The 25,887-nt window shown below is 42.1% G+C and carries 22 protein-coding genes and 2 pseudogenes; 17 read left to right on the top strand and 7 right to left on the bottom strand.

The annotated features are described in order from the left end of the window. The first annotated feature begins 428 nt into the window (after positions 1 to 428). Positions 429 to 1,925: a beta-barrel domain-containing protein gene (locus tag AC5590_RS25525; RefSeq protein WP_169266161.1), complete on the top strand. Its 1,497-nt coding sequence runs from the start codon at positions 429 to 431 to the stop codon at positions 1,923 to 1,925. 61 nt (positions 1,926 to 1,986) lie between these two features. Here AC5590_RS25525 and AC5590_RS25520 read toward each other — a convergent pair whose 3' ends face one another. Then, a complete protein-coding gene (locus AC5590_RS25520; RefSeq protein WP_169266160.1) occupies positions 1,987 to 3,414 on the bottom strand; it encodes a S8 family serine peptidase in 1,428 nt (475 codons plus the stop codon). A gap of 619 nt (positions 3,415 to 4,033) precedes the next feature. Between AC5590_RS25520 and AC5590_RS25515 the strand changes: the two are divergent. From AC5590_RS25515 to AC5590_RS25500, 4 genes and pseudogenes are all read left to right on the top strand, one after another. Beyond that, positions 4,034 to 4,574 (top strand): annotated as a pseudogene (locus tag AC5590_RS25515) (DUF2079 domain-containing protein); the annotation flags it as partial. Between the two features lie 240 nt (positions 4,575 to 4,814). Further along, positions 4,815 to 6,002: a glycosyltransferase family 4 protein gene (locus tag AC5590_RS25510; RefSeq protein WP_169266159.1), complete on the top strand. Its 1,188-nt coding sequence runs from the start codon at positions 4,815 to 4,817 to the stop codon at positions 6,000 to 6,002. A gap of 219 nt (positions 6,003 to 6,221) precedes the next feature. Beyond that, a complete protein-coding gene (locus AC5590_RS25505; protein WP_169266158.1) occupies positions 6,222 to 7,556 on the top strand; it encodes a S41 family peptidase in 1,335 nt (444 codons plus the stop codon). 140 nt (positions 7,557 to 7,696) lie between these two features. Further along, positions 7,697 to 8,416, top strand: coding sequence for a glutathione S-transferase family protein (locus AC5590_RS25500; protein WP_169266157.1), 720 nt, complete (start codon positions 7,697 to 7,699; stop codon positions 8,414 to 8,416). Positions 8,417 to 8,450: 34 nt separating this feature from the next. Here the strand turns inward: AC5590_RS25500 and AC5590_RS25495 are convergent, their stop codons facing one another. After that, a complete protein-coding gene (locus AC5590_RS25495; RefSeq protein WP_169266156.1) occupies positions 8,451 to 9,617 on the bottom strand; it encodes a cysteine desulfurase family protein in 1,167 nt (388 codons plus the stop codon). Between the two features lie 371 nt (positions 9,618 to 9,988). On the opposite strand from AC5590_RS25495, the gene AC5590_RS25490 reads away from it, so the two are divergent. Continuing rightward, positions 9,989 to 10,843 carry an FAD-binding domain-containing protein gene (locus AC5590_RS25490; protein WP_169266155.1) on the top strand — a complete coding sequence of 285 codons (855 nt, stop codon included), beginning with the start codon at positions 9,989 to 9,991 and terminating at the stop codon, positions 10,841 to 10,843. 12 nt (positions 10,844 to 10,855) lie between these two features. Here the strand turns inward: AC5590_RS25490 and AC5590_RS25485 are convergent. After that, a pseudogene (locus tag AC5590_RS25485) lies at positions 10,856 to 12,109 on the bottom strand (peptidase domain-containing ABC transporter); the annotation flags it as partial. 21 nt (positions 12,110 to 12,130) lie between these two features. Between AC5590_RS25485 and AC5590_RS25480 the strand changes: the two are divergent. Next, positions 12,131 to 13,225: a beta-barrel domain-containing protein gene (locus AC5590_RS25480; RefSeq protein WP_246163256.1), complete on the top strand. Its 1,095-nt coding sequence runs from the start codon at positions 12,131 to 12,133 to the stop codon at positions 13,223 to 13,225. A gap of 17 nt (positions 13,226 to 13,242) precedes the next feature. Here AC5590_RS25480 and coaE read toward each other — a convergent pair whose 3' ends face one another. The 3 genes from coaE to AC5590_RS25465 all read right to left on the bottom strand — a co-directional run bounded on the left by coaE (position 13,243) and on the right by AC5590_RS25465 (position 16,007). Next, on the bottom strand, positions 13,243 to 13,821 hold the full coding sequence (coaE, locus tag AC5590_RS25475) for a dephospho-CoA kinase (protein ID WP_169266154.1): 579 nt from the start codon (positions 13,819 to 13,821) through the stop codon (positions 13,243 to 13,245). A 98-nt stretch (positions 13,822 to 13,919) separates the two neighbouring features. Next, positions 13,920 to 15,536 (bottom strand): uroporphyrinogen-III C-methyltransferase, encoded by a 1,617-nt coding sequence (cobA, locus tag AC5590_RS25470; protein ID WP_169266153.1) that lies wholly within the window; start codon positions 15,534 to 15,536, stop codon positions 13,920 to 13,922. Positions 15,537 to 15,539: 3 nt separating this feature from the next. Continuing rightward, entirely contained in the window at positions 15,540 to 16,007 is a 468-nt protein-coding gene (locus AC5590_RS25465; RefSeq protein WP_169266152.1) for a tetratricopeptide repeat protein, read from the bottom strand. Between the two features lie 142 nt (positions 16,008 to 16,149). On the opposite strand from AC5590_RS25465, the gene AC5590_RS25460 reads away from it, so the two are divergent. After that, positions 16,150 to 16,335, top strand: a complete 186-nt coding sequence (locus tag AC5590_RS25460) for a hypothetical protein (protein WP_169266151.1) — start codon at positions 16,150 to 16,152, stop codon at positions 16,333 to 16,335. 402 nt (positions 16,336 to 16,737) lie between these two features. Here AC5590_RS25460 and AC5590_RS25455 read toward each other — a convergent pair whose 3' ends face one another. Further along, positions 16,738 to 17,124 carry an AAA-like domain-containing protein gene (locus AC5590_RS25455; protein ID WP_256379343.1) on the bottom strand — a complete coding sequence of 129 codons (387 nt, stop codon included), beginning with the start codon at positions 17,122 to 17,124 and terminating at the stop codon, positions 16,738 to 16,740. A gap of 115 nt (positions 17,125 to 17,239) precedes the next feature. Here AC5590_RS25455 and AC5590_RS25450 point away from each other — a divergent pair, with 115 nt between their 5' ends. The 9 genes from AC5590_RS25450 (at position 17,240) to fni (ending at position 25,870) form a co-directional block, all read left to right on the top strand. Continuing rightward, on the top strand, positions 17,240 to 18,418 hold the full coding sequence (locus AC5590_RS25450) for a sulfotransferase family protein (RefSeq protein ID WP_348982722.1): 1,179 nt from the start codon (positions 17,240 to 17,242) through the stop codon (positions 18,416 to 18,418). Further along, complete coding sequence (locus tag AC5590_RS25445; RefSeq protein ID WP_282453069.1) at positions 18,402 to 19,400, top strand: AMP-binding protein; 999 nt, start codon at positions 18,402 to 18,404, stop codon at positions 19,398 to 19,400. Before AC5590_RS25450 ends, AC5590_RS25445 begins: the two co-directional genes overlap by 17 nt. After that, complete coding sequence (locus tag AC5590_RS25440; protein ID WP_256379345.1) at positions 19,385 to 20,320, top strand: amino acid adenylation domain-containing protein; 936 nt, start codon at positions 19,385 to 19,387, stop codon at positions 20,318 to 20,320. The genes AC5590_RS25445 and AC5590_RS25440 overlap by 16 nt, the downstream gene beginning before the upstream one ends. Positions 20,321 to 20,374: 54 nt before the next feature. Continuing rightward, entirely contained in the window at positions 20,375 to 21,298 is a 924-nt protein-coding gene (locus AC5590_RS25435) for a condensation domain-containing protein (protein WP_498824135.1), read from the top strand. Continuing rightward, positions 21,270 to 21,476, top strand: coding sequence for a hypothetical protein (locus AC5590_RS25430; RefSeq protein WP_169266149.1), 207 nt, complete (start codon positions 21,270 to 21,272; stop codon positions 21,474 to 21,476). The genes AC5590_RS25435 and AC5590_RS25430 overlap by 29 nt, the downstream gene beginning before the upstream one ends. An 89-nt stretch (positions 21,477 to 21,565) precedes the next feature. Further along, positions 21,566 to 22,048, top strand: coding sequence for a hypothetical protein (locus tag AC5590_RS25425; protein ID WP_169266148.1), 483 nt, complete (start codon positions 21,566 to 21,568; stop codon positions 22,046 to 22,048). A gap of 7 nt (positions 22,049 to 22,055) precedes the next feature. Beyond that, positions 22,056 to 22,634: an adenylyl-sulfate kinase gene (gene cysC, locus AC5590_RS25420; protein WP_169266147.1), complete on the top strand. Its 579-nt coding sequence runs from the start codon at positions 22,056 to 22,058 to the stop codon at positions 22,632 to 22,634. Between the two features lie 21 nt (positions 22,635 to 22,655). Then, complete coding sequence (locus AC5590_RS25415; protein ID WP_169266146.1) at positions 22,656 to 24,818, top strand: Rieske 2Fe-2S domain-containing protein; 2,163 nt, start codon at positions 22,656 to 22,658, stop codon at positions 24,816 to 24,818. Continuing rightward, the gene (gene fni / locus AC5590_RS25410; RefSeq protein ID WP_169266145.1) at positions 24,815 to 25,870 is read left to right on the top strand and encodes a type 2 isopentenyl-diphosphate Delta-isomerase; all 1,056 of its coding nucleotides are present in this window, start codon (positions 24,815 to 24,817) and stop codon (positions 25,868 to 25,870) included. Before AC5590_RS25415 ends, fni begins: the two co-directional genes overlap by 4 nt. Positions 25,871 to 25,887: the final 17 nt, after the last annotated feature.

Raw genomic sequence — 25,887 nt, 5'->3', positions numbered from 1 at the left:
ACAACGGTCAAAGCTCGCCGCTTGGGTTGCTTCCCCCGGCAGACTTTGGGGGAACCCCCGCAAGGCGCTGCTCTCCGCACAGAAGTGGCACATGAGGGAGACCCTCCCCCAGCGCTGGACTCACCGTAAGGCGTGGCGTTAGCCATAGGGTGAACAGTTATCAGTTATCAAGTTATTGTTCATTGATAACTGATAACTGTTTGGCAGCCATTTTTGTAGGGTGGGCACTGCCAACTGTGCGCTCAAATCCTTATTTTTTCGGTTGTGTGCAGTGCCCACCTGAAGGGTGCAAGATCTCATGTGGCGCGAAGTGCCATATAAAGATTTGATTATCAGTTATCAAGTTATTGTTTTTTCACAACTGATAACTGATAACTGTTTATGAGTGACAACTCACCTATAATCTAAAATCCAAAATCTTAATTCTTATGAGATATTCCCTAGCTGCAAATAGTGCTCAATCACGTAAAACAAAACAGCGATTTGCAAAACCTGATGAACACCTATCTTATGAATTGGGCAAAGCAGTACAAGAATTGCCACCACTGTACACTAGATTGTTAGCGGGAACACTTAGTGTAGTGGTACTAGGGACAATCGCCTGGGCTAATTTTTCCAAGATTGATGAAGTGGCGACAGCGCCAGGAGAGTTAATCGCTTCCACACAAGTACGACCAGTGACATCGATAGGTAACGGAACAATTGTCAAGGTCAACGTTAAAGAAGGCGATCGCGTCATCAAAGGTCAAACCCTAATTCAACGTGATCCAGATTTGCAACGAGTTGATGTGACTCGCTTAGCCTCATCTGCTAAATTAATTCAAGAAGATTTGCGGCGTTTAGATGCAGAACGTACGGGTGGCAAAATTGCTGGAACACAACTTCAAGATCAATTGTTAAACTCTCGTTTACGAGATTATCAAGCGCGTCAAGCAGCTTCCGTTGCGGAAGCAAATCGCCAACAAGCGCTGACTAGCCAGGCGAAAGTGCGCCAAACTCGCTTGCAAGAAAATCTGGTAAACGCAAGAACTAGCCTTGCCAACGCCAAAACAAACTTGGTTAACGCCCAAAATATCCGCAAGAAAGTTGAAAACGGCTTAGCCATTGCTCAACAAAGGGAACAAAGCCTCAAAACCCTAGTGACTCCTGGTGCTATTCCTCGAATCGATTACCTGGACGCCCAAGAAAGACTCAATCGAGCGACTACGGAAATTACCCGAGCGAATGATGAGGTGATAAACTCCCAAAATAAGGTGACAGAAGCTCAAGATAAAGTTACATCCTTTGAAAAGGATATAGCTGCTCAAGTTCAGGAAATTCGCCAAGCTCAAGAAGCATATCAAGGTGCGCTTAGTCAAGCACAACGTATAGAATCAGAGCGTCAAAGTGAAATTATCACCCAGATCAACAAACGCAAAGAAGAACTAACCACCGTTCAAGGTCAACTTGAGCAAGCGCAGAAGCAGCAAGAGAGGGAAACTATCAAAGCTCCAGTCACAGGTACTATCTATAGAATCAAAGCGACAACAGGACCAGTGCAATCAGGTGAAGAATTAGTATCTATTTTACCAGAAGGGGAAGAACTTCTCTTAGAGGTGAAAGTCCTCAACCGAGATATTGGTTTTATTCGCGAGGGAATGAAAGCGAAGGTCAAAATGGCAACTTTCCCATTTCAAGAATTTGGCATTATTGATGGTGAGGTCGTGCAAGTCAGTCCCAATGCGATTGTTGACAAAGAAATGGGCTTAGTTTTCCCCACCAGAATTAAGCTGAATAAACACTCCATAATGGCGCAGGGACAAGAAGTTGCATTTACTCCTGGGATGGCTGCTAATGGTGAGATTGTCACTCGCAAGAAGTCAATTTTGACATTCTTAATTGAGCCAATTACTCGTCGATTCAGTGAGGCATTTTCTGTAAGGTAGGTTTGGTGGGTGCGATCGTGCAAGGCGCTATGCGCCACGATGCACCTTCAATTCATTAGTTTTAAGTTACCATTAGCAAATTCTCCTCCAACATTTCTTTGCGTTGCTTGAGTATATTTTCAGAAACAGTGGTGTCATCATAATCAGTGATACTATAGTTAAGGTTGTTTAGTAGTGTTTGGTAGCTTGAGAATTCTGAATTCGCCGTACAACTAACACTCAACCCAGAAAATTCCACAGTATTGCTATCATCCAACTGGTTTTGTGATCCATAAGAACCATACTCGTAGTTTCTAACCCTGAAATTAGAAGTTGTAGCACTGCTGTTGGTTACAAAATTGCTCAGGCCAAAGTTTGGCATTTGTGTGTCGTGTACCGCTGTTTCTGCGACAATCTGACGTACTTGAGCATCAGTGAGATTGTGGTTAGCACTGAGCATGAGAGCAACTACACCAGCAACGTGAGGAGCCGCCATAGACGTGCCATTATAGGAAGCATATTTATTACCCGGAATTGTAGAGTATACATTAACTCCTGGGGCTGTCACGTAAGTAAGTGAATTTATTCCCGCTTTGTTGGAGAAGTTAGCCATCTGATTATTTTTATCAACTGCTCCAACTGCAATTCCTGATTTATCTGCATAATGGGCTGGATAGTTGGGTTGCAAGCCACTATCATTACCAGCGGCCATAACGACAATCACTCCTTTGCTGCTAGCATATTCAACAGCTTTCTCTAAAGTACTGTCAGAAGAACCACCACCAAGACTAAGGTTAATCACGTTAGCTCCATGATCTGCAGCATAGTGAATGCCATTAGAAATCGAAGTATAGGAGCCTGAACCATCATCACCAAGGACTTTGACTGGCATAATTTTGGCATCGTAGGCAATACCAGTTACGCCAAAGTCATTATTTTCTCCAGCAATAGTTCCAGAGACATGGGTTCCATGACCGAATTTATCTGAAACATCGTTGTTGTTATCAACAAAGTTCCAGCCGTGAACGTCATCAACCAAACCATCGCCATCATCATCTATGCTATTGCCAGCAATTTCCTTTGGATTTGTCCAGATATTATCCTTTAAATCATCGTGGTTGAAGTCAACCCCAGTATCTAGAACAGCAACGACTACACCTTGACCAGTGTATCCTTGTGCCCAGGCTTCTGGAGCCTTCACAAGGTCGGCTCCCCAATTATTACCACCTAGGTTAGGAACATCAGCAAAGGTACTTTGACCAGCTGCTTTACCCACTGCTGCGGCTGCATCTATCAAGCCATAGCCAGAGTTGAAACTGTACCCATTGTCATTGAACAATTGTTCTTGAGCATTAGATTCTAGCCCATTCATCGCTGAGTTAAAGCTACTATGACCGTTAAGGTTGATGTTGTAATTGTTGTTATAATCAAAGGTATCTACTGAGGATAGAGAAGTAATATTTTGCCCTTGCTCAAAAAGAGAACTGTTACTACCAAGACGACTAAACATCAGTATTGATTTCCTCAAGTAAATATCTAGTTTTTGACAACAGAATTTACAAAAACCTTCTCGTTTGTCAGGGTTTTGTATCACAAATATTTTGTCTTAAATAATAATTACTATTTCAGAAAAAGAAAAACAGATACTTATTTTACAAATCATTTTAATAAAAATGAAAACGCATAGTTCATAGAGTTATTCTATTTTCTTGTGAGGTTTTTTTGACAAACAGCAAAAAAATCTAGACGCCCGAAAGACATCGCGTAATTTTTGGATAGAAAAGATATAAACAGAGGTTTTAAAAAATGATTTATAATCACTATTTTTTTGAAAAAAGTTGTATAATTTAGTATTATAAATAAATCAACAGTGAACAGGGAAGAAGTCAGGAGGAGGCACTGCCTTGGGCGGCTCTGCCGACTTAAAGCAACTGCCGTTTATAAGTCAGAAGTCGCAATTCTTTATTTCTTCCTTCTGAATCAAAAATTGCAGAATTGCTGAATTCTTCTTCAAACGGATAACTGTTAAAATAAATTTCCCCGCGTTCCTAAATCAGGGTTAGTAAGTGATGTTTTTAAAATTACGAAATCAGCGACAAAAAAACCCAGACTTGTACTTAAAGACACGCTTGGCGTTTGTCCCTGCTGTTTCTTCTGCATCTTGGATGGTGGCTGGCTTCCCCTTGCTGAAACTCTTTTTGGGGAAGGGAGAGACGGTGCTAGCAATCAATGTTCGCTATGCTTTAACTGTGGTTCCTGGTTTATTTTACTTCCAGTAGTTCTAGCTTAAATAGAGCATTTTATTTTCTCTTACCAGATTCTTTTAATCCTTTGGTGTATGTGTCTTTACCTGCAACGACTTACCTTGTCCCTCAGCTTTCCAGTCGCAGGGAAATCATTCGCCTACCTGTGCTGGAGTTGCGAAATGATGCACGCCAAATCGTAAAAGTTGATTATGCGATCGCCGATCTCTGGCAGTTAAAACAGTATCAACCAGCATTTAAGGAAGAGCGTAATCTTTTACGGGAACTCGTACAACTGTTTGACCAGCTGACGAAGACTCCGGAATACGGAGTCATTGGCTTTCGGGATGGTGTTATTTTACTCCAAAAAGCTGCAACCCCTAACCCACAAGCCACAGCAGCTTGGTTAGCTTTTGCCAACAGCTAGAGAAAGAATTAATACAAAACAGGGCAACATAATAAAGAGGAAAAATTAGGAACTAGGAGGGAACAAACAATTCTCCGTTTTGACTTTTTCTCTAAAAGTCTCTCCACCACTACTTTTTTATTCAGATTGTTAAGAAAAATCAAAAAAATTCCATTTTGGGACTTGTTATAGTAACAAGACTTGTATCTTGAGATAAATGTAGAAGATTATAGATTTGTAAAGAGTTGGGCATAGAACTATATGAAGATATTGGTGTTAAGTTGGGAGTTTCCACCGCGAATAGTTGGGGGAATTGCTCGTCATGTGGCAGAGTTATACCCGGAACTGGTGAAGTTAGGACATGAAATCCACTTGATTACACCAGAGTTTGGTAATGCACCGATGTATGAGGTAGTTGAGGGATTACGGGTTTATCGCGTGCCTGTGGCTGCTGGTAATGACTTTTTTCACTGGGTTGTTAATCTCAACCAAAGCATTGGGCATCACGGCGGTAAGTTGATGCTGGAGGAAGGACCGTTTGATATCATTCACGCACATGATTGGCTTGTTGGGGATGCGGCGATCGCCCTCAAGCACAGCTTTCAAATCCCCCTGATTGCCACTATTCACGCAACTGAATACGGACGCTACAACGGTGTTCACACTGATATTCAACATTATATTAATGGCAAAGAAGAACTTTTTGCTTTCAACGCTTGGCGAGTTATCGTGTGCACTGACTATATGCGGCGGGAAGTAGAACAGGCGTTACACTCTCCGTGGAACAAAATTGATATCATTTATAACGGTATCCGACCGGAGAAAAAACAGCACCACCAAGATTTTCACGCTTTGGATTTTCGCCGCCAATTTGCCGAAGACGGTGAGAAAATTGTTTACTACGTCGGTCGCATGACCTATGAAAAAGGCGTCTCTGTACTACTGAATGCTGCTCCCAAAGTTCTAGGGCAAATGGGAGGTTATGTTAAGTTTGTGATCATCGGTGGCGGCAATACCGACCATCTCAAAAAGCAAGCTTGGGATATAGGAATATCGAACAAGTGCTATTTTACCGGTTTTATGTCTGATGACTACTTAGATAAATTTCAAACCGTTGCTGACTGTGCTGTTTTTCCTAGCTTGTATGAACCCTTTGGTATTGTTGCATTAGAAAGCTTTGCCTCTCGCGTTCCTGTTGTAGTTTCTGATACAGGTGGTTTTCCAGAAGTGGTGCAACATACCAAAACAGGCATAGTTACGTATACCAATAACCCAGATTCCTTGGCTTGGGGTATCCTGGAAGTGTTGAAAAATCCAGGTTATCGGCAATGGCTAATTGATAACGCTTATGAAGATTTAGACAGACGCTTCAGTTGGTCTAAATTAGCCAAGCAAACTGAGGATGTGTACAAGCGGGTGATGCAAGAGCGATCGCAAGTCGTTTGGTAATAATCGCTGCTCATTTAAAATTCTACAATTGCCCGAAGACCCGATCTTGCTAGCAAGGTTGGGTCTACTCTTAAGTTATGCGCAATTAAGCAGACATAATATAGCAGTCCTAAAGGTATAAATCCTTTGTGCTAGTTGCTAGAGCAAAATATAGATTTATCTCCACTGGAAATATAGTTTTGAAGAACATCTAAAATAGAAATATATCAAGCAGACACTATGAAAAAACTTAGATTCTTTAAGTTAAAAAACTTAACTATAGCAATGCTGACGTCTTTTGCAGTATTGTTCCTTCTCTGGTTAATTTATCCATTACCTAAAACCCTAGCAAAACCTGAGACAAAAGTTTTTGAACAAGTCTGGCAAACTGTTAACGAAAACTTTTATGACCCCAAACTTAACGGAGTGGACTGGAAAGCAATACGGCAAAAGTATGAACCTCAAGTAGCGCGAACCAAGTCTATTCAAGAAGCTGCTGTTGTGATCAATCAGATGCTTTCTGAATTGCGAACTTCTCACACCCGCTTCTACACTCAAGATGAACCAGCATACTACCAGCTTTTAGGGATTTTTCAGGCAAATAACCCTGATTTCCAGAAAGAATTAAAAAAGTTTTTCCCAAAAGGTAAGATTGAGTACAGTGGAATTGGTGCATTCACCAAAGACATTAACGGTAAAACTTTTATTAGTGCCATTTTAGATGCAAGTCCGGCTGCAAAAGCTGGGTTAAAAGTGGGTGATCAATTATTGAGCGTGGAAGGTGGTCCTTATCAACCGATAAAATCTTTTGCAGGCAAAGCAGGTCAAAAAGTCACTTTATTAATTCAAAGAAAGCCTGATGCCAACACCCAAGAAAAAATTGCTGTGACTCCCAAAATATATGACGCAGCCACCATGTTTTTGGAAGCACAACAAGCCAGTACTCAGGTTATTCAACGCAACGGTAAGAAAATCGGCTACGTTCATATTTGGTCAAACGCCGCTGATCCAGACCAGGAGAAACTTCGAGGAGATTTAATCTACGGTCGCTTGAGAAATGCAGAAGCGTTGGTTTTGGATTTACGAGATGGCTGGGGTGGAGGAGATATCGGTTATCTCAACATATTCACTGCAAAGGAAGGTCCGAGTATAACCAGCATCCCCCGTAATGGCAAAAGATATACTTCTATTTCTCAATGGAAAAAGCCTGTCGTTATGGTGATAAATGAGGGAAGCAGAAGTAGTAAAGAAATTTTGGCTTATGGTTTCAAGCAACATAAAATAGGACCTGTGATTGGTTCTAAAACAACAGGAGCAGTGGTTGCTGGTCGTCCTTTTCTGATGTCTGATGGTAGCTTCGTTTATTTAGCAGTTTCAAATGTGTTTCTCAACGAAACACAACGGTTGGAAGGCAAAGGAGTTGCACCTGATATTAACGTTCCATTTTCATTGGAATATGCTCAAGCTGCAGATCCGCAAAAAGAACGAGCTATAGAAGCTATGTTGGAAGCACTCAACAGCAAGGCAGCTATGCTCAAGACAGAAGCCAGAAGGGAAGAGGGTTTCAATGATTGACTAAACCATAATAAGGCTGCAAATTAAAAGCGCGACAGCTTAGCACTGCTAATAAATCATTCGCTATTTGCCCTGCATATTTGCTCAGAGCTAAACAATGTAGAATTAAACAATAACCAACCCTGACATCATTGCTAACAATGACAAATTTGCGTCCAATCTTACGGTATTTTGATGATGGAAAGGGCAGAGCTGAACTTCCACGCCTGATCTTCATTTATGGTAGTGTTCTATTTGAAGATAGAACAGTATCGTTTGAGGAATATGGACGGATGCGGGAGAGTGGGGAACTCGCCTTCGACCAGTTACCTACCCTTGAAGTTGGTAACACCATAATAGGTCAATCATGCGCGATCGCTCGGTATGCTGCAAAACAAGCAGGATTATACCCATTAGACAGTGTGCAGGCAGCTATATCAGACATGGTGGTCGATGCATGGAGAGATATGCTAGACCTTTTGTACGGATGCTATGTTGATCGGATTGTGCAGAATAATCGGTTAATCATGAAAATGAGGGATGCATCGGTAAAAGTGGAGCGTCTGTGTGAGTACTTCGCCGTAACTGTGCCGATGCACTTCAAAAGGTTTGAGCAGATGATTGGGAGCAACCAAGGCTCTCCATTTCTTGTTGGTCCATCACTAACATGGGCTGATTTAGCTGTGTTTGATATTCTATCTACATTGGATGAAACTGCAAAACTTTGGACAACTCCATCATTTTTTTATATACCAGAGCCGCATGGACCGTTACGACCCCCAAAAGAACTACTTAAGCCATATCCGAAGCTTAATGCGCTACATTTGATCATAAGTAAAACACCTTTGATCGCAGCTTGGGTTCAAACTCATTCATATTAAATCAACGGCTCTAGAGCGCGCCTGACTAGTACATTTACACGGTTAAAGCCTGCTTGCGTAAACTTTGAATCGTAGAAATCGTATGTTGTGCAACTTTGTCAATTTCCTCAATTGTGTTGAAGCGTCCTATACCAAAGCGTATCGACGCATAAGCCTGTTGTTCCGAGTGTCCCAATGCCATGAGAACATGAGAAGGTGCAGTTGTGACTGAGGAGCAAGCAGAACCAGAAGACACCGCCATCACTGGTTGTAATCCTAACAACAGTGCAGATCCATCTACCCCCTCAATGCTGATACTTAAATTTCCTGAGAGTCGCTGCGTAGGATGTCCGTTCAGATGAATTCCTTCTAATTGAGAAATTTTTTCCCACAATCTTTGTCTTAACTGTGTCAGGCGTTGGCTTTCTGTGGCTTGTTCTTCTAAAGCAATCTCAACCGCCTTACCAAATCCTACGATTTGCGGTGTATACAAAGTGCCAGAACGCATTCCCCGTTCATGTCCACCACCATGCTGTTGAGGAGCAAGTTGGACTCTGGGATTGCGGCGACGGACATATAATGCACCAATACCCTTGGGACCGTAGACTTTATGTGCAGTTAGCGACATTGCATCAATTTTCATCGCCTGCACATCAAGAGGGATTTTACCAATAGCTTGCGCTGCGTCGGTGTGGAAAAGGACATTTCGTTCTCGACACATTGCACCAATTTCTGCTAATGGTTGCAAAACCCCAATTTCGTTATTCGCAGCCATCACCGAAACAAGAATTGTCTCAGGACGAAAAGCTTTTTCTAACTCAGTTAAATCAAGCAGTCCATCTTTTTGGACTGGAAGGATTGTGATTTCAAAACCAAGAGTTTTTAAATACTTGCAAGGGTCAAGAACTGCACTGTGTTCTGTTGCAACAGTAATAATATGCTGTCCTTTTTGAAAATAGGCTTCTGCAACACCTTTGATAGCTAAATTATTCGCTTCTGTCGCACCACTGGTGAAGACAATTTCTTCTGGTGTGGCGTTTATTGCTGCTGCAAGAATTTCTCGTGTTTGCTTGACAGCAGCTTCTGCTTCCCAGCCGTAAAGGTGATTGATGCTGGAGGGGTTACCAAAGTGTTCGGTAAAGTAGGGTAGCATTGCTGCTACTACCCGTTCATCAACAGGTGTGGTAGCGTGAGAGTCGAGGTAGATAGGGCGACTAGACATAGTTATCAAATTAAAATTGTACCCAGTTTCTTTAATATAGTGAGAACTTTATATAATTCATTTTCGCGTCTCAAAAGTGTAAATTGGTCAGAGAAAGCATACTCTGGCTGATTTACCCTAGTAAGTTTCAGAAAAATAAAATCACTACCATTCATGACTACTCCCTTCCCGGTGCAAGATTACCTATGTTCTTTTTGATTTTCTTGGCGTCCTTGGCGTCTTGGCGGTTCGTTAAATTAGATATTCTTCTGGCGGAAAGGGAGTAATCCAAATAAAGGTTTTTCTAAGTGAGGATTAGCTAGCATATAAGCGAGTGTCTAGCCGCGACTTTAGTCGTTCGGCAATCTTATACCTGCAACGCCTGATACACAATGACTAAAGATATGCGACGCGACTTTGCCAACCGCGATGAGTTGGTAGCCTACCTCCGCGAACAATTTCCCAAAGCCACAGAACGGGATGATCACATCAGCGAAACTGTGGGCGGACGCAAAGCTGCTGTTGAGACACTACAAAAAGTAGATCCAGCACGCTACGCGAAAACACGTAACTTTTTCACAGGTGCTGTGACGCGATTATCTCCCTATATTCGCTATGGCGTCCTTAGCTTGCGAGAAATTCGGGATGATGTCCTTGGGCGCGTCAAACACCAAGACGATGCAACTAAACTCGTTAATGAGTTGGGTTGGCGTGACTACTGGCAAAGGCTTTATGTGAAGCTGGGCGATAAGATCTGGAAAGACGAAGAAGAATACAAAACTGGCTACACTATCGCTGAATATGCCCCAAAATTACCTGGTGATATCAAACAAGGCACCACAGGACGAGTGTGCATCGACAGCTTCAGTCAGGATTTACGAGAAACTGGATACTTGCACAATCATGCACGAATGTGGATGGCAGCTTATATCATCCATTGGCGACGCATTCGTTGGCAAGCGGGGGCAAAATGGTTTCTGGAACATCTTCTAGATGGTGATCCAGCAAGCAATAATATGTCATGGCAGTGGGTAGCCAGCACTTTTAGCCACAAACCTTATTTTTTCAACCGCGAAAACCTGGAACGCTACACCGAAGGCGTTTATTGTCGAAAATGTCCTTTGTATGGAAAGTGTGACTTTGAAGGAAGTTATGAAGAACTAGAAACTCGACTGTTTCCTAAAGGGGAATTTACCAAACAACCTAACAGCCAAAGTTGGCAGAAAGGAAAGAAAAGTAAAAGGTAAATTAAAGCTGAATCACGGATTTAAAAAGTCTAAATGTTCACCTGGCAGAAAACGCAACTTTTCTAAAGAACCTTGCATTTTTACTTTGCCTCGATCCAATAGTACAATCCAATCAGCACGCTCAATAACTCTTGGGCGGTGACTGACGAGAATTGTCGTTTTTCCTTGCCTGTAAAACAACAGCTTTTCTAGGACTTGTGCCTCACTGACAGGGTCGAGTCCGCCGGTTGATTCATCTAAAATTAGCACAGGTGGATTGTTGACGATGGCGCGTGCTATAGCTAAACGTTGTCTTTGTCCACCAGAAAGATTGGCTCCAAATTCTCCTAAAACGGTTTGATATTTTTCGGGTAGCTTGCTGATAAAATCGTCTGCTTCAGCTATTTGACAAGCTCTAACAATTCGTTCAAAACTAACATTAGGAGAACCTAGCCGGAAGTTTTCAATAATAGATCGACTCCAAAAGTGAGCGTCTTGGGGAACAAGTACAACTTGTTGTCGCAGACATTCTAAAGAAAGGTCTTGCAGGTTGTACATACCAATGCGAATATTTCCAGATTTCGTTTGATATAAACCAGCAATCACTTTTGCTAGCGTACTTTTACCACATCCCGATTCGCCAATTAGGGCAATGACCTTACCACCAGAAATTGTTAGAGAAAAATTCTCTAGTAATTCCATTCTACCAGGATAATGAAAGTTCAGCTCCTCACAAACTATCTCTGCATTTTCAGGAATGTTAACCCAAGCTTTTTTCTCATCACCTAAGGTTTCTGGTGTAGCTTTGACAATTTCTTCTAGTCTGGAAGTTGCTGTCTGTACGCGAGTTAAATCATCTACAAAATCAATCAAAAAATCAAATAAAGAAATCACATTACGATTCAGACTCATGAATGCTAGCAATTGACCTATACTTAATTCTTTACTAATAACCAGGTTGCTGCCGATCCAGAGTAAGACTGCACCGCCAATTTCAGAAACCCATCTAGAAAATTGTTGATTGATAATGTCAATTTTCATAGTGGTAAATGCTAGGTTGGCTAGACGACTAAATCTAATTTGTAATTCTTCCCAAAATTGAGGAGCTGCTGTCGTTGTTTTTAATGTTAATGCGCCCTTAAATGTTTCTACTAATAAACCTTGGTTTTCTGTTTCCAAAATTATGAGATTACGAGTTTTTTGCTGTAGTGTTGGAAGAAAAACAATCGTAGAGAAAGTCATCAATCCAGCCATAAAAGTGGCTATGATAGTTAGCTTCCAACTATAGGAGTCGTAAACAGCATTTTGGTGAAAGAAAATCAGATTGTTGACAAAGGTCAGGAGATAGCCACTATCGACAGTTCCCAACTCCGAACCAGAAGAAGTAATATAGACCTCAATATTCGCCAAAATAAGTTAAAACTTGCCCAAATTGATGCCCAGATGAAGGCGCTACAAACTCAAATCACGGCTGAGTCCAATTTGATGCGACGGGCGATCGCATCTGCTGAAGCTGAACTCAGTCGCAGTCAACGGGAATATCGAGACAGACAACTTATCACTCAAGCCCAAGTGCAAGAAGCCTCAGCGGCTTTGGAGTTAGCAAAAGAAGAAATGAAGCGATATCAACAGCTAGGAAACACAGGGGCGATTTCCCAGTTACAAATTAAGGAGAAAGAACAATCCTTCAAAGCTGCCCAAGCGAGATTCCAAGGCGCCACACCGGGGCTTAATCCCAGTAAATCTGCAGTAACGATCGCACAAGAAAGTATTGCCCAACAAACGGCAAGGGGTCAGTCTACCCTTGCTGGATTGAACAAAGAAAAAGAAAGCTTGCTTCAGCGTCGGATTGAAATTGAAAATCAAATTAGCCGTGACTATCAAGAACTTCAACAAATCCTGAAAGACCTAGAAAAAAATATCATTCGCACAGCAGAGACAGGCACTATTCTCAAACTGGAACTGCGAAATCCCGGTCAGGTTGTGCGTCCTGGACAGGCGATCGCTCAAATTGCCCCCAGCAACGCCCCTCTGGTTATAAAAGCCCGCGTTACTGCTAGTGATATTAGTAAAGTCAAAGTTTGTAAAGCCTCACAAGTTGCAGATTGCATACAGGGTAAAGTCCAGATGCGGGTTTCTACTTATCCTTACCCAGATTACGGTATCCTCAAAGGAGCTATCAGAGCAATAACTGCCGATGCCATTACACCACAAAATAATGGCAGCGTCTTAGTACCACCTTTCTACGAAGTGACTATCGAACCAGAGAAACTTTATTTAGAGAAAGGAAATCAGCAATATCCCATTCAACCAGGTATGGAAGTTACAGCAGATATTATTTCCCAAAAAGAGACGGTGCTAACATTTATTTTGAGAAAGGCTAGATTACTAGCAGATTTGTAAGCAGGCAGCTTATATACTTACAGTGCTGCATCCACTTGTTTGAGCAGCACTTCAAGAGTGGAAGAATTATCCAAAACAACATCAGCATGGGCTACTTTTTCTGCTATTGATATTTGACTTGTGATACGGGCTTGTGCTTGCTCTAAAGTTAAATGATTCCGCTGCATTAATCTTTGCAGTTGCAGTTGTTCAGAACAACTGACTACCCAAATTTCTGTGACTAAATCGGTCATTTGGGCTTCAAAGAGTAAAGGGACGACTAACACCAATGTTTGTGCAGGCGATAGGGCAATTTCTTTGAGAAAGCGATCGCCCACATCAGGATGAATTAAACCCTCTACCCAGATGCGTTCTTCTTGATTGTTAAAAATAATCTCACCCAGCTTTTGGCGGTTGAGGTTACCGTCAGGAAGTAAAATTTCTTCTCCATAGCGTTGAGCAATTTCTTGTAAAATGGCTGAACCGACAGATACAGCTTCTCTGGCATAGATATCTGCATCTAAAATGGGCAAATTGTAAGCATTAGCCAAATAATTGGCAACAGTTGTTTTGCCTGTCGCAATTCCTCCTGTTAACCCGATGATGCGTTTAGTCATGAGTTATTTTTAGTTTTTTGAATATGAAACCGCACATGCACGAGTTTTGGACGCAGATAAATTATCTCTGTGCAAAGCTTGTGCATCCGCAGTTATGATTATGAATGTGTTGCCCATTTTATCAGTGCTTGAGTCAATCCATCTAAGGTATATTCCTCAGCTTCCACATCCACGCGTCCAAATATGGAATGACAAGTTTTAGAAGTTTGGGGACCAATCGAAGCAATACAAACTCCCTCGAACGCATCAGTCACCAAAGATGGATTGTTTTGAGAGTCTTCAGAGAATATCTTTTGTGCTAATTGATGGAAAAATTGCACAGTTTTAGAACTCGCAAAGGTAATAACATCTACAGTTCCACTTTCAAGGGCTAACTCTGCTGAGGGAGGAACACTTTTGGGACAGCAAGATTGATAAGCCGCGACTTCTATCACTTCTGCGCCTTTGGCTGTGAATTGTTGGACTAAAATTTCCCGTCCACCGCTTTCTACTCTGGGAAACAAAACCTTTTTACCTGTGAGTTCTTCCGGAAAGTTTTCCACCAAAGAATCTGCAACAAAGTTGGGAGGAATAAAATCTGGTTGTAAGCTGTGTTGATTGAGACGTTGAGCCGTTTTTTCACCAACAACGGCAATTTTGATTTGAGATAAAGCACGAGCATCTTTACCCTGTGCAAAGAGTCTTTCAAAGAAATAGCCTACACCATTGGTGGAAGTGAGAATTAACCAGTGGAACTCAGATATGTGGGCGATCGCATGATCCAAACCCTGCCAACTCGAAGGCGGACCAATTTCCAATGTTGGCATTTCAATGACATTTGCGCCAAATGAGGTGAGAGTTTGGGTAAACTGGTTTGAGTGTCCAGCTGCTCGTGTGACTACAATTGTTTTACCAGTCAGGGGGCGTGAAGAGGAGGAGAGGGCGAGGTTAGTCTGCATAGTTTCAGGGTGTGAAGTGTCAGCGACTGAGGAATTATCTAATGATATTTTCTCAGGTTGCAGATAACTACGTAGCCCCACAACTTCACCAATCACAATCACCGCTGGCGACAACGACACACCGGATGTTTGCTCAAGTATATTTTCTAAAGTACCTGTCCAGATTGTTTGTTGAGGTGTTCCTGCCCATCTGATAATGGCTATGGGAGTTAAGCGCGAGCGTCCTTGTCGCACAAGCCGGTGTAAAATATCTCCTAGATGCTGTCCTCCCATTAAAATAACTAATGTCTCTAACCGTGATAGCGCCTCCCAATCCAAAGCATCTGGATCATGAGCAGTAAACACAGCAAAACACCGACTCATAACTGGATCGCTCAGAGGTATTCCCGCCAGCAACGGTGCAGCTATTGCTGAGGAGATTCCTGGGATAACTTCAAACTCACAACCAGCTGCTTTCAACGCCTCAATTTCAGAACTACAACGACCAAAAATAAATGGATCACCAGACTTGAGGCGAATAACTTGCTTTCTGTGTTGACAATACTTTACCATTAACTGGTTGATTTCAGCTTGCGGTGTACTCGCTTGACCACCACGTTTCCCCACATTCAGCTTCAAGCAATCAGGCGGTACACATTGCAACAACTCAGGATCTACCAGAGCATCGTAAACCAAAACCTCAGCACTTGATAACAGCCTGTAAGCCTTGAGCGTTAGATATCCTATATCTCCAGGTCCAGCACCTACGATGTAGACTTTGCCCCTTTGTTCAGCCATGAGTTAGGAATTATTCTTAGTCATTTTTTGAAGAATACGATTAATTTGTTCTGCTTTTTCTGGTTGACGTTGTGCTTGGCATAAATCTTTAGCTTTTTGCAGAGTTACAATTGCTTCCCCTTTTTTTTCTTGTTGCATTAAAACATTTGACAGACGCAAATAAGCATCAATTTTTTTAGGAGCACGGTCAATCACTTCTTGAAACTGTTGCCTTGCTTCTTCTATTTTACCTTGCTGTATCAAAGTATCTCCTAGTAGCAAGTGAACAACATCATTAGTTGAGTTCAGAGCAATGACTTGACGAAAAGCTGCTTCAGCACTTTTGTAATCTTCTTGTTGATAGAGGTTGATTGCTTTTTGAAAAAGATTTGAGGTGATCAAAGTTTTCCAGGAGAAATAACCGAGGAGTGCAATACTAGAAATAACAGCAGTTATTGCAATAATAGATATTGGTTGAAAGTTGTCAAACATAATTCATATATAAAAGATAATTTTTCGCCAAAACCTCTATTTAAGATTTATAAGCACAGATTAACATAGATTAACACAGATGAATTATCTGTGTGACTCGGAAGCATCCCAAATTTGAAAAATAGAAAGGATAAGCACAAAAATGAACTTACCGTATATTTTAGTTAACATTTGTTCTTGGATGAACCAAGTTGAACAGTGGTTTAGTATTTTACAGCGAAAACGTTTTAAAATAGGTGATTTAGCTGATAAAAAAGCTTTAAGTGAGCGATTAGAAGCGTTTATTGCGCTCGTGGAATACTACAGCACACCCTTTTGGTTGGAGTGAGAAGTCAACTGCGAAATTTTTAGCTAAATACCAAACTCAAAACTCTCCTAACACGACTCGATCTGACGAAGCGATCACCCTTTGGGTGGCTCCCTGCTGGAGCATCGCGGCATGATTTCCGACCCTTTTTTGCAGCGACCTGTACTAAGCGTTTAGATATTCTCAGCTAAGAAGCGAAAATGCAAGGATAGTTAAGACAGTTAAGAAAGTTAGCAAAAAATTATTTTAAACTGAAAACATATTATAGCTACAATACCTTAGCCAATTTACGAGGGTTCAACGCCTGTGGAAAGGGGATGGATACCTCCCAAAGAAGTGAGCTTGGCAAAAATTTGGGCTAATAAAATAGGCTCAGGCTACAGTACTCGATGTTGATTGAGTGAGTGCCTTACTGTTGCTCTATTAAACAATTGTCGATAGCTGTTTTGCAAAATAGGACTGGTAGAGTCCGTAACGCGGTAAGATGCGATCGCCCTCAAAGCGAATTAATCCCAAACCTTCAAGCTTGTAAGTGTCAATAGGATTAAGAGAAATACCTTGCTTTGCTGCTAGAATTTCAGCAGAAGTCTTTGCCAATCTAGGATTTTCTTGTAGTTTGATCAACTGTCGCCATAAATGATCGCGGTAGATGCCACCATTGGCGATCGCTTCCTCTATTATTTGTTGCAGGGTCATTTCTTGAAACTTAAGATAGTACAAACTAATCTGAATTAGTGCTGGATGTCCTCCTACCAGTGACATTAGTTGAGTAAAATCTTTAGCTTTAAACGAGTCTAAACTATAGGGCACATTCCTTACACGTCAACCTTTTTCTGTCTCGTCCGAAGCCAGAAAAGTACTTTTATCCGAGATAGATGGCGTAGTTCAAGAAGATGTAAAAGCAACCTCGTCCGAATAAAATAAAATACTTATATCCGACAGATTTATCGTAGATAAAAATTCTGAGCAAGAACCAAAATCTGATAGCTCGGTAAAAAGAGCCTCCTTTGCAGACTTCTTTGAGCGCATTGCTCGGAATCTCTACAGCCCCGAACTCATCCTCAAAGAGATTGCATCACGACAACAGCGCCAACGTCCTCAGTTAGATATAGAATTCGTTGCTCCTCGCACTCCTATAGAGAAGGCGATCGCACATTTATTCGCAGAAGCCCTCAAACTAGACAGAGTGGGTATTGATGATAACTTCTTTGAACTAAGTGGCGACTCGATTCGAGGAGCGATTCTGATTAATAAACTGCAAGCACAACTAAACGAAATTATTCATTTTATTGTCCTATTTGATACTAGGACAGTTGCTAAACTAGCAAGTTACATAGAAGAACACTACCCACAAACAGCAGCAAAACTCCTGGGTAAGGAAATAACTGCAATTAGTGAACTACCACAAGAGCGTATTGATGAAGCTAAAGTTTTGCAAATGCGCTCGTTGATTCCCTCCATAGCTCCCCCAATAGATGACGACGCAATCAAAAACCAGCCAGCTATCTTTATCCTCTCGCCTCATCGTAGCGGTTCTACTTTACTGCGCGTTATCCTGGGGGGAAATCCGCAGTTGTTCGCGCCTCCAGAATTGGAATTGCTGACGTTCAATACACTTGGGGAACGAAAAGCAGCGTTTTCTGGACGTTACAGCTTTTGGATGGAAGGGACGATTCGGACAATTATGCAAATCCGTGGGTGCACTCCAGAAGAGGCGATCGCACTTATGGAAGAATTAGAAGCGAAAAATATCACCACAAAGCAGTTCTACCAACTTATACAGCAATGGCTGGGCGATAAAATCTTGGTAGATAAGACCCCCTCCTACTCCATAGATTTAGAGACCCTCAAACGAGCGGAAATAAACTTCCAAAGCCCACTCTACATACACCTTGTGCGTCATCCTTATGCAACGATGCGCTCTTATGAAGAAGCCAGAGTAGAGCAAACATTTCCATATCAACATCCCTTCAATAGGCGAGAACTCGCTGAACTCGTTTGGCTAATTAGCCATCAAAATATTCTCGAATTTTTGCAACAAGTTCCCCAAGAACGCCAGTATCAAGTCAAAGCAGATTGTCGAAGCTTTGCAAATAGAGCGTAGTCTCAGCCACAGTCCCCTGTTTCAGGTCATGTTTGCATTGCAGAATGCTCCAATGGAGCAATTAGAAACGCCTGAATTAGCGATGCCTACGGCGAGCTTCGCTTACGCTCCTCTACATCTAGATAACGTCAATGCCAAGTTTGACCTCACATTACAAATGTGGGAAACAAACACAAACGAAGGAAACTCCCTGGAGGCATTTTGGCAATATAACACTGATTTGTTCGATGAAGATAGAATCGCCCGCATGACTGGTCATTTCCAGACATTATTAGCGGGAATTGTCACCAATCCGCAAGCATCAGTGGGTACATTGCCGTTGCTAACTGAGCATGAACGTCATCAATTGCTAGTGGAATGGAATGATACTTGCACAGCGTATCCTGACACAAAATGTATCCATGAAATATTTGAGGAGCAGGTAGAACAAAACAGTAATGCGATCGCACTGGTGTATGAGAATGAGTCTCTGACATATGGGGAGTTGAACGATCGCGCCAATCAATTAGCGCACTATCTGCAAACCTTGGGAGTCGGAACAGAAGTATTGGTGGGAATTTGCGTCGAGCGATCGCTACAAATGATTATCGGCATCCTCAAAGCAGGCGGTGCGTATGTTCCTATCGATCCAACATATCCCCCAGAGCGGATCGCCTTCGTGTTGAAAGATTCGCAAGTTAAGGTTTTGTTGACACAACAGCGATTAGTTACCCAGCTATCGGAGCATGGAGCAGTAGTTATCTGTCTAGATCGGGATTGGCAGATTATTTCTCAGTCGAGTCGAGACAATTGCCTCAGCAATGTGCAAACAACTAACTCCGCTTACGTAATTTATACCTCTGGTTCCACCGGACAGCCGAAGGGAGTAGTGGTTGCCCATCAAGCACTGCTAAATTTGGTGTTCTGGCATCAAAAAACCTTTGAAATCAGTTCATTAGATCGAGCCACTCAGTTAGCAGGTGGGAATTGTGGCCTTACTTGACAGCAGGAGCGAGCATATACTTAGTTGCAACTGAGGTAATTAACTCACCCATAGAACTGCGAGATTGGCTGATATCAAAACAAATTACCATCAGTTTTCTGCCAACGCCCCTAGCAGAAGAGTTTTTGTCCCTAGAATGGACTGAAAATCTAGCTGTACGAACCATCCTGATCGGTGGGGATCAGTTGCATAAATATCCATCAGCTTTGGTTCCGTTCCAGGTGGTGAATAACTATGGCCCCACAGAAAATACTGTGGTGACAACTTCTGGGGTGGTAGCTACTCATCAGCACCACAATATTTCACCTCACATTGGTCGGGCGATCGCTAACACGCAAGTCTACATCTTAGACCCCTATCTCCAACCTGTACCCATTGGTGTATCAGGAGAATTACACGTCAGTGGAGCCAGTCTCGCCCGTGGCTACCTTAACCGCCCAGAGTTGACACAAGCAAAATTCATCCCCAACCCCTTTAGCCCTCAACAAGAGGCACGTCTTTACAAAACTGGTGATTTGGGACGCTACCTCCCAGATGGCAAAATCGAGTACCTGGGACGTATCGACAACCAAGTTAAAATCCGTGGCTTCCGCATCGAGTTGGGGGAAATAGAGACAGCACTGACTCAACACCCCCATGTCCAAGATGCCGTTGTCGTTGCGAGGGAAGACAAGCCCAATTTGAAGCGGTTGGCGGCTTATGTTGTCCCAGAAGACAAGCAGCACAACACTCAAGAAGAATTGCGGCTGTTCCTCAAGGAAAAACTGCCTGAATATATGGTGCCTGCATCCTTCACAATTCTAGACACCTTGCCGATTACGCCCAATGGAAAAGTAGATCGTCTTGTGCAGCAAGCAGCGCAATGGCAACAGTACAACAGTGATGTGTGCAATACGGTATCTTTAGTTAACGCTGATTAATCCAACCTGACTCAAGCAGAACAATCAAAGGCAATTGAGTTAAAGGCAGATGAAATACAGCGATCGCTAAATTTAGCAGATGGGCCATTGCTGCGGGTTCTACTATTTAACTTAGGCAAATCTTCCCCTGGACGGTTGCTCATCGTCATCCATCACTTGGCTGTAGATGGGATTTCCTGGCGGGTTTTGCTAGAAGATTTAGCTGGGGCATACAAACAGTTAGATAGTGGGAACAACATCGAACTAAGAGCAAAAACAACTTCCTTCAAAGATTGGGCAATCCGATTGCAGGATTATGCCAGTACTCAAGGACTGCACTCAGAGCTAGATTACTGGCTGCACTCAAGGTCGTTCGCAGTTGCTCCTTTACCATTGGATTCTCCTGCTATTGCCTCAGAAAACACTGTCGGTTCAAGTCACATTGTTTCTGTATCCCTGAGTGCAGAACAAACTCGCACCCTGTTGCAGGATGTCCCGGTCGCCTATAACACCCAAATTAACGATGTACTATTGACCGCATTAGTGCAAAGTTTTGCTGGATGGACAGGCTATGACTCCCTACTGATTGAATTAGAAGGTCACGGGCGGGAGGACTTGTTTGAGGACATAGACTTGTCCCGTACTGTAGGCTGGTTTACCAGTATATTCCCGGTTTGCTTAAAACTTGCAAACCTTCACCATCCTGGAGAAGCTCTCAAGTCGGTTAAGGAGCAACTGCGATGCATCCCCAACCGAGGTATTGGCTATGGCATCCTGCGGTATCTTAACCCAGACATAAGCAAGCAACTTGAGCTACTTCCTCAAGCTCAGGTGAGCTTTAATTACTTGGGTCAATTCGATCAAACGCACCTAGCACCCCTTGGTTGGAAATATGCCCAAGAGTCTAGCGGTTCTATTCACAGCCCCAAAGGACAGCGCCGCCATTTGTTGAATGTTAATGGATTAGTCATTGAAGGTAGAGCTGGAGTGGAAATATAGCAAAGCTTTCCATCATCAGGCTACTGTAGAAAATTTGGCTAACAACTATGTGAAAGTCTTAGAAGCTATTATTGACCACTGCTTATCCCCAGAAGCAGGAGGTTATACCCCTTCAGATTTCCCAGAAGTTGGTTTAAGCCAAGAAGCGTTGGACGAACTGCTAGCAGAAATTGAATGAAGTTATTGACAACTCATTTCTATTAAGAGAAGACATGTCCTCACTTTGTCCTTTGTTTGAATTTTTCACACCAACCATATTCATTATTTATGACAATCTCGAAAGCTACACTCACAACCGCGCGTGATTCAGGAGTTTTAGTTAATAAGCTTGCTTCCAAAATCTCCTGCATTTCTTATCAGAGTATGCGTCGGTCTAGCAGAGTATTGAGAGAATTCGTACTTTATTATTTTCCCATTTATAACCTCTCAATGAATGTTTTTTTTCGGTTTTATCCAGTTTTAGGATTTATTGAAGCTCTGGTTTATCAAACTGATGATGAAGTTGAAAACAATCAAAGTGAAGGCTATGAAAAGCTCCAACATTATCCTTGGTATTCCAAGCAAGAAATGAACTTGGCTGTTTTAGAAGAGCATAATCTCAAGCATTGTAAAGTTGAATCATATATGCAAAAGCTGGGTGAATATTTTGAATTAGAAACTCAGCTATTAGCTAGCTATCATGTTAATCATGGAATGATTAAAAAAGCGGCTAAATTACGTTATTATGACTGCAGTTTAGTAAAAGGGTAAGGGTAGGATGGTGGAGAAACAGCGTGGTGTAACAATATGGTTAACTGGTTTGAGTGGTGCTGGCAAAACCACCATCTGCCAATTTTTGGAAACAGAACTGCGACGCACAGGATATAAAATTGAGGTAGTTGACGGTGATGTAGTTCGCCAAAACTTAAGTAAGGGGTTAACTTTCAGCAAGGAGGATCGTAACGAAAATATTCGGCGAATTGGTTTTGTAGCTCAACTCATAACTAGAAATAACGTGATTGTATTGGTTTCAGTGATCTCGCCATATCGAGCAATTCGTGAAGAAGTCAAAGGACGGATTGGAGATTTTATTGAAGTATACGTTAATGCACCATTAGAAATTTGCGAACAGCGAGATGTCAAAGGTTTATATAAAAAAGCCAGGACTGGCGAAATCAAAAATTTCACTGGAATTGATGATTTATATGAAATACCTCTTGAACCTGATGTTGAATGCAAAACTAATCAAGAAAGTATTTCCCAAAGCGCAAATAAAATTTTGAGTAAATTAGAAGAGTTAGGGTACACCAATTCCCTATTGTTGCCACAATTCCATAACAATTACTCCCGAATATGATGATCGAGTAGGAAAAAGGAAATGACTTTAGTCAAAGAAAAGGAACTGTGTAAACTTTTTGTTGAAGTTGGACAACAACAATATTTACTTGTTGCTATGGGAACTAATTTTCCTAAGAACAATGAGGTAGCATGGAATAGTTTTATCACCAATTTATTATCAGCAAAAGGCAATCCTACTATTGAAGATATTTATAAATCTTTATTAAATGGAGTTGCTGAATATAACAAACAAAATCAGTCAGAAGTTAAGATAAAAACTGTTTATAATTACTTTGCCGCTAAAATTATACGTTCAATCTTTGTTGAACCATCGGAACTAGAGAAAAACTGGTATTTTATTTGTGGCGCGGCAGAAATTCCCAAGCCTGGAAATTTTATTACTGTTCAGGTTTTTCAGGAACCGTTAGTGGCTGTACGCCAAGCAGATGGAAGGATTCGCGTTTTCCTCAATGTCTGCACTCATCGCCAAGCACCGGTCTTTGAAGGTCAGGGTTGTGTAAATGTAGATAAATGGGCTCTTTGTCCTTATCATGGATGGGCTTATGGTATAGATGGTCATTGCAAGAATGCACCAGGTGCAAATAGAGGAGAGTTTGGTGCTGATTTTGATTTGACAAACTACAGTTTGCAGGAGTTTGAGGTCAAAATTGATGAAAATCAGGGAATTTTTGCCAATTTTTCAGAAAATAGTCATATCAAGCAAGAATCACAACCTGAAAGCCATCAAAATATCGGGGTAGAAATTATAAATCTGCTTAATTCTGTGAGTCCAGGCTATGCAGATGGAGAAAGCGCCACACTTCCAGAACAAATCCGCCTCTGGTTGAGAATTGGTTATTTAGAAGAGAAAATAAAACAGCTAATTGTAGAGATTACCTCAGAAGGAAGAAGCGATAGTCGGCAATTAATATTAGAGTCATTGATTGCGGAACTCAAACAGGTTATCCTGACTGTTAATAGTGATGGGTCAACCGCAGAATTGGATGAAGTGCTGCAAGGAGTTTACAGCAATGATGATCAAAAGCAAATCATTGGAAAGTCTATTGAGTATTCCAAAATTGATGCTGATGACATAGAATATGCCGAATCATCTCAAAGAAGGCAAGCATTGCCAATCTGGATTTATGGCGATCCAGCATTGTTTGCTCTCGAAGTTGAGCATTTAATTAAACCAACTTGGCAATTTGTTTGCCATATCAACGAAGTTCCACAACCGGGTAACTTCACTTGGCTAGATATTATCGGTGAAAGAGCCTATGTCATCCGCACTGCAAGTGGTGAATTGTTCGCTGGCAAACTTCAGGATGTCACACAACGGGGAAGCTATCCAAAATTTGGTTTACCCAACTACGGTTTAGAACCCATCGATATTGACATTTTTTATGGATTTATTTTCATTCGCTTTAGTTGGGAAGGCTCAAGATTAGCCGATAGTTGGTATTTACCTGGGTTATTAGAACCCTACCAACTACAAGATATGCAACCCATTGGTGGAGTTGGTCGCTATAACATTAATGTGGAGGTGGATTACAAACTCCTGTGGGAAAACTTTTTAGAAGATTACCACTTTCCCATGATGCACAAAGGTTTAACTCGTCGGTTTGGAGTGTCGAGTGATTGTGAAGGCATTAACGGCATGATTATTCCGATGCCCGATCCGGCTTCACCCAGCTTAACCCCAATCGAGCGACAATATTATGATTGTGCCAAAGCGATCGCTCGACATTCTTGGGAGCGTGAGCAGCAATTACAAGATTTCGCTGCGGAAAACGAGTCTCTGCCTGAAACGCTGTGTTACTCTGCCTTCTGCTCGATGTCAGCGCAAGAAGAAATTCCAATGCCTTTTTCTTTGAGCGTATTTCCCGAACACGTCCAAACTTTTTCGTTAGTTCCCGCCCGGTCAAGAGAGTGCCGTTTTCATGTTCGCAGTTATGGTCATGTTCTTGACCCAAACGAGCTTCACAGTAAAGCCATTGAAGATGCGCAGCTAGCAAACATCCAACTGCTTTTGGAATCGTTACATGAGGAAATTCGCGTTAACTACATCTGTCAAGACAGCGTTTCCTCGCGGCTGTTCGATAAAACAGGAGTATTTAGTATTGCCGAATTTGATGTTGCTAAGTTTCAGGAGGCTATTTACACCAAGCTACCAATAACCCGTCGTCAACGCAAACCATTATGACTACCACTGTCCCATCAGTCAATGCTGTAACTGAAATTGAGACTCGCAAAGCCGACCACCTACGTGTCTGCTTAGAAGAAGATGTCCAGTTTCAGCAGGTAACTAGTGGATTTGAGTGCTATCGCTTCACTCATCACTGTCTTCCTGAAATCAACCGCAGCGATATCAATCTGCAAACAACCTTCCTGAGTAAAAATCTTGGCGCTCCTGTACTGATTTCTTCGATGACAGGAGGAACTGAATTGGCGCAGCTAGTCAACACTCGTTTAGCAATTGTTGCTCAACGCTACCAATTAGCAATGGGAGTTGGTTCGCAACGAATTGTGATTGAACAGCCTCATTTAGCTCCTACCTTTGCCGTGCGCTCCTTTGCTCCTGACATTTTGTTGTTAGCGAACTTAGGAGCTGTACAACTAAATTATGGATGTGGACTTGATGATTGCTTGCATCTTGTTCATTCTCTGGAAGCGGATGCACTAATTTTGCATCTTAACCCCCTGCAAGAGTGTGTGCAATCAAGAGGAGATACAAATTTCCGGGGGCTGTTGGGTAAAATTGCCCAACTTTGTCAGCAACTACCTGTTCCGGTTGTTGTCAAAGAAGTGGGAAATGGAATTTCTGCGGCGATGGCACAAAAGTTAATTGATGCAGGAGTTTCAGCCATTGATGTTGCCGGTGCAGGTGGAACTTCATGGTCAAAAGTAGAAAGCCAACGCGCAAAAGACAACAAGCAGCGCCGTTTGGGACAAACTTTTGCTGATTGGGGTTTACCAACCGCCGAGTGCATCAATTCCATCCGGGGGAACGCGCCGACAATTCCCTTGATTGCTTCCGGCGGGTTAATCAATGGATTGGATGTCGCCAAAGCGATCGCTTTAGGAGCCGATTTAGCAGGTTTAGCCCGACCTTTTTTAGAAGCAGCCGTCAAATCGGAATCCGCCGTTGATGAGTTGGTCGAAGTTCTGATTGCTGAACTCGAAACAGCTTTATTTTGTACTGGCAATGCCACCTTAGCAGAACTAAGAAATTCTGGGGCATTGCAACGTGTCTAAATGAATGGTAAACATAA

Source organism: Brasilonema octagenarum UFV-OR1 (assembly GCF_963888615.1).
Lineage (GTDB): Bacteria > Cyanobacteriota > Cyanobacteriia > Cyanobacteriales > Nostocaceae > Brasilonema > Brasilonema sennae.
The sequence above is the reverse complement of the archived record's forward strand: the minus strand, read 5'-3'. Positions and strand labels throughout refer to the sequence as shown.

What these genes read in the sequence shown, in the direction of transcription:
- AC5590_RS25425 (WP_169266148.1), top strand. Translation starts at nt 21,566, where the DNA reads ATGACAATCTCGAAAGCTACACTCACAACCGCGCGTGATTCAGGAGTT.
- AC5590_RS25460 (WP_169266151.1), top strand. Translation starts at nt 16,150, where the DNA reads ATGAACTTACCGTATATTTTAGTTAACATTTGTTCTTGGATGAACCAA.
- AC5590_RS25465 (WP_169266152.1), bottom strand. Translation starts at nt 16,007, where the DNA reads ATGTTTGACAACTTTCAACCAATATCTATTATTGCAATAACTGCTGTT.
- AC5590_RS25520 (WP_169266160.1), bottom strand. Translation starts at nt 3,414, where the DNA reads ATGTTTAGTCGTCTTGGTAGTAACAGTTCTCTTTTTGAGCAAGGGCAA.
- AC5590_RS25490 (WP_169266155.1), top strand. Translation starts at nt 9,989, where the DNA reads ATGACTAAAGATATGCGACGCGACTTTGCCAACCGCGATGAGTTGGTA.
- cobA (WP_169266153.1), bottom strand. Translation starts at nt 15,536, where the DNA reads ATGGCTGAACAAAGGGGCAAAGTCTACATCGTAGGTGCTGGACCTGGA.
- AC5590_RS25525 (WP_169266161.1), top strand. Translation starts at nt 429, where the DNA reads ATGAGATATTCCCTAGCTGCAAATAGTGCTCAATCACGTAAAACAAAA.
- AC5590_RS25500 (WP_169266157.1), top strand. Translation starts at nt 7,697, where the DNA reads ATGACAAATTTGCGTCCAATCTTACGGTATTTTGATGATGGAAAGGGC.
- coaE (WP_169266154.1), bottom strand. Translation starts at nt 13,821, where the DNA reads ATGACTAAACGCATCATCGGGTTAACAGGAGGAATTGCGACAGGCAAA.
- AC5590_RS25505 (WP_169266158.1), top strand. Translation starts at nt 6,222, where the DNA reads ATGAAAAAACTTAGATTCTTTAAGTTAAAAAACTTAACTATAGCAATG.
- cysC (WP_169266147.1), top strand. Translation starts at nt 22,056, where the DNA reads ATGGTGGAGAAACAGCGTGGTGTAACAATATGGTTAACTGGTTTGAGT.
- AC5590_RS25510 (WP_169266159.1), top strand. Translation starts at nt 4,815, where the DNA reads ATGAAGATATTGGTGTTAAGTTGGGAGTTTCCACCGCGAATAGTTGGG.
- AC5590_RS25415 (WP_169266146.1), top strand. Translation starts at nt 22,656, where the DNA reads ATGACTTTAGTCAAAGAAAAGGAACTGTGTAAACTTTTTGTTGAAGTT.
- fni (WP_169266145.1), top strand. Translation starts at nt 24,815, where the DNA reads ATGACTACCACTGTCCCATCAGTCAATGCTGTAACTGAAATTGAGACT.
- AC5590_RS25495 (WP_169266156.1), bottom strand. Translation starts at nt 9,617, where the DNA reads ATGTCTAGTCGCCCTATCTACCTCGACTCTCACGCTACCACACCTGTT.